We start from the raw sequence: 4184 nt of genomic DNA, 5'->3' as shown, positions 1-4184 counted from the left end.
CCTGTGGGGTTAACACTTGTTTTAACACTTTGTGAATAAGATGCTATAGCTGGGATTCTTACTCCTTTCATACTTACTTCGGCTTATCTTAACAAGTTCATGTATCACTTTTTCCCATACCTCCTTAATCCTACATGGTCTATAAAACGAATATACCGTCGAATATGGTGAAAAATCTTTGGGTCGCATGCGCCATTGACAACCGCTCTTGATTATATAACATACTGCATTAACACCCTCTTTTTTGTTGTATTTGCTTTTATTGTCATGCTTAGATAATTCATCTTCTACACCTTCAAGCCTTTTATATCACTCTTTTTTATTCATGAATACAGGTTATTAAATAGTTGCGATGCTTCAATGCTCCCCTCATCTAAATATTCTATTACTTTTTGTCTTAAATCGTTGCTGTAGCTCTTTGTCATTTTTCTTTTATTTTAACAAAAAAAATAACAAAAAAAAATTACACCTCATTCAACCTAAATTAACTACTAAATTCTGTGAATGCGATACAAAATTATTAATTCCTCAAATGATTTGTACAAGGTGAGTTGACAGTTTGCGTATTGTTATCATAGAATTTTAGAAGTCTTTTGTTTTTATTTCATGAAAAAAAGTAAAAAAATTCCAATTTATAAAGAACCCGAAGCCTGGAAAGGAATGCACAAAGCAGGTCGGTTGGCCTCTGAGGTATTGGATATGATTGGACCCTATGTAGTCTCTGGAGTTACAACGAGAGTTTTGAACGACTTATGCCACAAATATATCTTAGATCATGGAGCTTTTCCAGCACCATTAGAGGTTGGTTTTCCTTGTGCGGTATGTATTTCTGTTAATGAGACAGTGTGTCACGGTGTTCCTGGAGCTCGACGTTTGGCTTTTGGGGATATTGTAAACATTGATGTATCCTTAAAGTTTGAGGATTGGTACTCAGACACAGCGCGCATGTTTTACGTGGGAGTTCCCAGTGATCGTGCAAAAAAATTAAGTGATGTTTGTTATCAAGCACTTATGGAAGCTATAAAATTAGTAAGGCCTGGAGTTACCTTAGGAGACTTGGGGTATATTATTCAAAAAAAAACGGAATCTTCAGGATTTTCTGTTGTAAGAGAATTCTGTGGACATGGAATCGGTCGAAACCTTCATGACATACCAGAAGTGCTGCATTTTGGAAAACCAGGAACCGGAGTAGTTTTGAAAGAGGGAATGTTTTTTACGATAGAACCCATGATTAATTTAGGAAAATCAGGTATTCGCTTATTAAAAGACGGGTGGAGTGCCGTAACACAAGACGGAACATGGTCTGCTCAATGGGAGCATAGCATTGGGGTGACTGCTACGGGGTGCGAAATATTTACTTCTTTCCGAAAGGATGAAGCACGAATATCCTAAATCTTTCGTTCCAATATCTTGTGAATAGGAATGTGATAGAATTTTTTTAATTTTTTGGTAATAACGTAAGTAATAAGGTTGGTCTTTTGAAATATTTAATTTTTCCTGTGATTTTGTTTGGTAAAAATGACTCGATTTGTGACACAAGTTTGTTTATTTGTTCAGGAATAAGGAAATTTTGTTAAAAGATTAGTGATCCAATAGATTCTTAAAAATTTGATGACCAAAACTTCAGCATCTTTAATGTGCGTTCCACAGCAGAAGAACTAGAGTGTTTTCTTTGGCTAGTACAAATTTTAGTGATGCTAATGTACGTAACAATTTCACTGTGGGGCTTTTGGTAGTAGAAAAAATATTTAACCTATTGCGGTTTAAGTGTTTAAGTACTTTAGGGATTCGAGTATATCAGAAAGAAGATTGTATTTTTTAAAAATATATAAAAATTATTTAAGGAAAACTATTGTTGATCATTTAAATTTAAATATTACACTTGATTTTAATTCTGTTTTAATTATTTATGATGAAAATTAATTTATAAATTCCTAAAGAAGATCTAATCAGTTTTTTATTGACAAAAATTTGAATTTTTATTAACATTTACAATGGTTTTTGTTTATATTTTAATGAATATAGGTTTTATTTTATTGGTTCTTGTGATAGGAGAACAGGAAAGGGCTTATTTTTTAGAAATTAAAGAAAATTTTACGGGAAAAGAATTACTTCAAGATAAATCGGATAATGACCAGTATGTTCAAGATGGTATAGATACTTTAAAAAATGATATTTTTATTTCAAAAACAAAACCAAGAGATTTTTTTATTATTCTGGAAAAAATGACAGAACATGCAGAAAATTCTAAAAAAGTAGTAGATTTTTTAGAATATTTTCTACCGATTCATGCGATTGGTCTTTTTGAAGAATTTCCTTATCAAATGTTTGATATGGTCAAAAAGCTTTCTGTAAAAAATTTTAAATTTTTTGAAAAAATTATAAAGAGCTTGAAGAGGACGTCTTTTATTGAGAATAATACTATATTAGGTGAAATAGCGGAGTTCATTAATCAATTCAAAACCAATGAAAATTTTTCAGAATCAGCTTACAGTATCTGTAAAGTACTTATAAGCGTGAAAAACGTATGTTTAAATACTTCTGTGTTTGCTAAAATAGCTTCATGGATTGATTATATGAAAAAGAAAGATCTTTTGGGAGTTTTGGAATGCATAGTACGCTCAGATGCAGCAAATTCGTTTTTTAGCTTAGATAAAATCATTCAAAAAAAATTAAGATTAATTTATTGAGTAATCCGGACTTTTTTAATGTTCTTGATGGATTTTTAGAAAACAATAAATATTGCTATAATTCTGTTTTTAGTGTCTTGAATAAAGAAAAATTATAAAAAAGTGGAATTATTTTAATTGCAATTGATAAGACTAAATCGAAGATTTTTTTTTCAAGAAGGTGCAAAATCTGTAAGCGAAATCTTGAAAAAAATGAATTGCATGATACATATTTTCTTATTGTTGCAAAGGGTTTTCCTGAATATAAAGCCTAATATTTCGATGGTAATCAAGAAAAAGATAAAGTTTTAGAGCATATAATAAAAGAAGACAAAAATTTTTAAATTTTTTAGAAAATATTGAATTGGCCTTCCTTAAACACCTTGATTTTTTAGCCGGGGTGGTGTATAGAAATGTAGATTTATTAAAAAACCTTAAAATTATTAATTATTTCAATAAACATTTTTTTATGAAAACTTTAGAAAAGCTAAAAAAAGAAAATAAGATTTTTTTTGTTTTTCTTATTTAGTAAAAATATTAGAAATGACTTCTTTCATTTCTAAAGATTTTCAGATTTAAGCTATAAAAAATATTGCTTTTTTTCATCACCTGAAAAGTAATAGTATTATTACGAATCCAATCATAAATATAAAATAAAATTTTTGGACGCTGAGAAAAAAAATGAATATTGTTCAAAAATTGTTCGTATTTTTGTTGAAGGATTTTTTGATCCTTATTGGGAAGACAGCAAAAACTCAGATTTATGGACAAAACAAAAGCCTTATTATAAAGCTATACTTTTGTATCTTTCTTATATAAAGAAAGAAGAGTTACCAAGAATTTTGGGGGGGATACTTTCAAAAAAATCAGAGGATTTTTTTAAATCTTTCTGCAGATAAACAAAAAAAAGTTATTTTAAAAGTCAATGAGTTAACGGGAAGTAATTTTTATTCCCTATTTGAAAGAGTTTCTAAATTTAGGATTCCTCTTTCTAAAAGTGTTTTATTACTACTCAAAACCCCCTATGTGAAACAGACAAGAGATCAGAAATAAAAATGTTTTTTTGTTCATAAGGTTGTGGTGTGTACTCGCATAAGCAATTCGTTTTATAAGACGTAAAGACAAGTGTATATAGTAATTCAGGTTGAATTAGATATTTTAAAAAACCACGAAATAGCGTCGAATAGAGCGTTGAAATTTAGTATATTGCATTCAATCCCCCTCTTCATATTAGCCCAGAATTTCTCTATTGGATTCAAATCACAAGAGCAAGGAGGTAGAAAGATTATACTGCATTTTACAGATTCTTTACAGATTCTATTACATTCTCTACTTTTTTTGAATTTATGAAAAGAGGCATTATTCATTAACACCTTGACCGTGCTTTAGTTTCTTGATCAGAAATTTTTCTACCCCAGTTTGGAATCATAATATCTCGCAAAATCTAAAACCTGTTGGTGCTATCGGCGTGTTATTAACCAAACCGGCAATACTATTTGTTCTTTGATACTATTT

Annotated in this window: 3 protein-coding genes and 1 pseudogene; 2 read left to right on the top strand and 2 right to left on the bottom strand. The window is 29.8% G+C overall.

Features of this window, described 5'->3' with window-relative positions:
- Nucleotides 1-149 precede the first annotated feature (149 nt).
- A pseudogene (locus K737_RS11675) lies at nt 150-240 on the bottom strand (transposase); the annotation flags it as partial.
- A 366-nt stretch (nt 241-606) separates the two neighbouring features.
- Here K737_RS11675 and map point away from each other — a divergent pair.
- Nucleotides 607-1392: a type I methionyl aminopeptidase gene (gene map / locus K737_RS00600; protein WP_006297173.1), complete on the top strand. Its 786-nt coding sequence runs from the start codon at nt 607-609 to the stop codon at nt 1390-1392.
- 623 nt (nt 1393-2015) lie between these two features.
- Nucleotides 2016-2690: a hypothetical protein gene (locus K737_RS00595; protein WP_152531006.1), complete on the top strand. Its 675-nt coding sequence runs from the start codon at nt 2016-2018 to the stop codon at nt 2688-2690.
- Between the two features lie 1118 nt (nt 2691-3808).
- Here the strand turns inward: K737_RS00595 and K737_RS11670 are convergent.
- A complete protein-coding gene (locus tag K737_RS11670; RefSeq protein ID WP_407636432.1) occupies nt 3809-4036 on the bottom strand; it encodes a transposase in 228 nt (75 codons plus the stop codon).
- Between the last annotated feature and the right edge of the window lie 148 nt (nt 4037-4184).

It is taken from the genome of Holospora undulata HU1 (assembly GCF_000388175.3).
Lineage (GTDB): Bacteria > Pseudomonadota > Alphaproteobacteria > Holosporales > Holosporaceae > Holospora > Holospora undulata_A.
The sequence above is the reverse complement of the archived record's forward strand: the minus strand, read 5'-3'. Positions and strand labels throughout refer to the sequence as shown.

What these genes read in the sequence shown, in the direction of transcription:
- K737_RS00595 (WP_152531006.1), top strand. Translation starts at nt 2,016, where the DNA reads ATGAATATAGGTTTTATTTTATTGGTTCTTGTGATAGGAGAACAGGAA.
- K737_RS11670 (WP_407636432.1), bottom strand. Translation starts at nt 4,036, where the DNA reads ATGAATAATGCCTCTTTTCATAAATTCAAAAAAAGTAGAGAATGTAAT.
- map (WP_006297173.1), top strand. Translation starts at nt 607, where the DNA reads ATGAAAAAAAGTAAAAAAATTCCAATTTATAAAGAACCCGAAGCCTGG.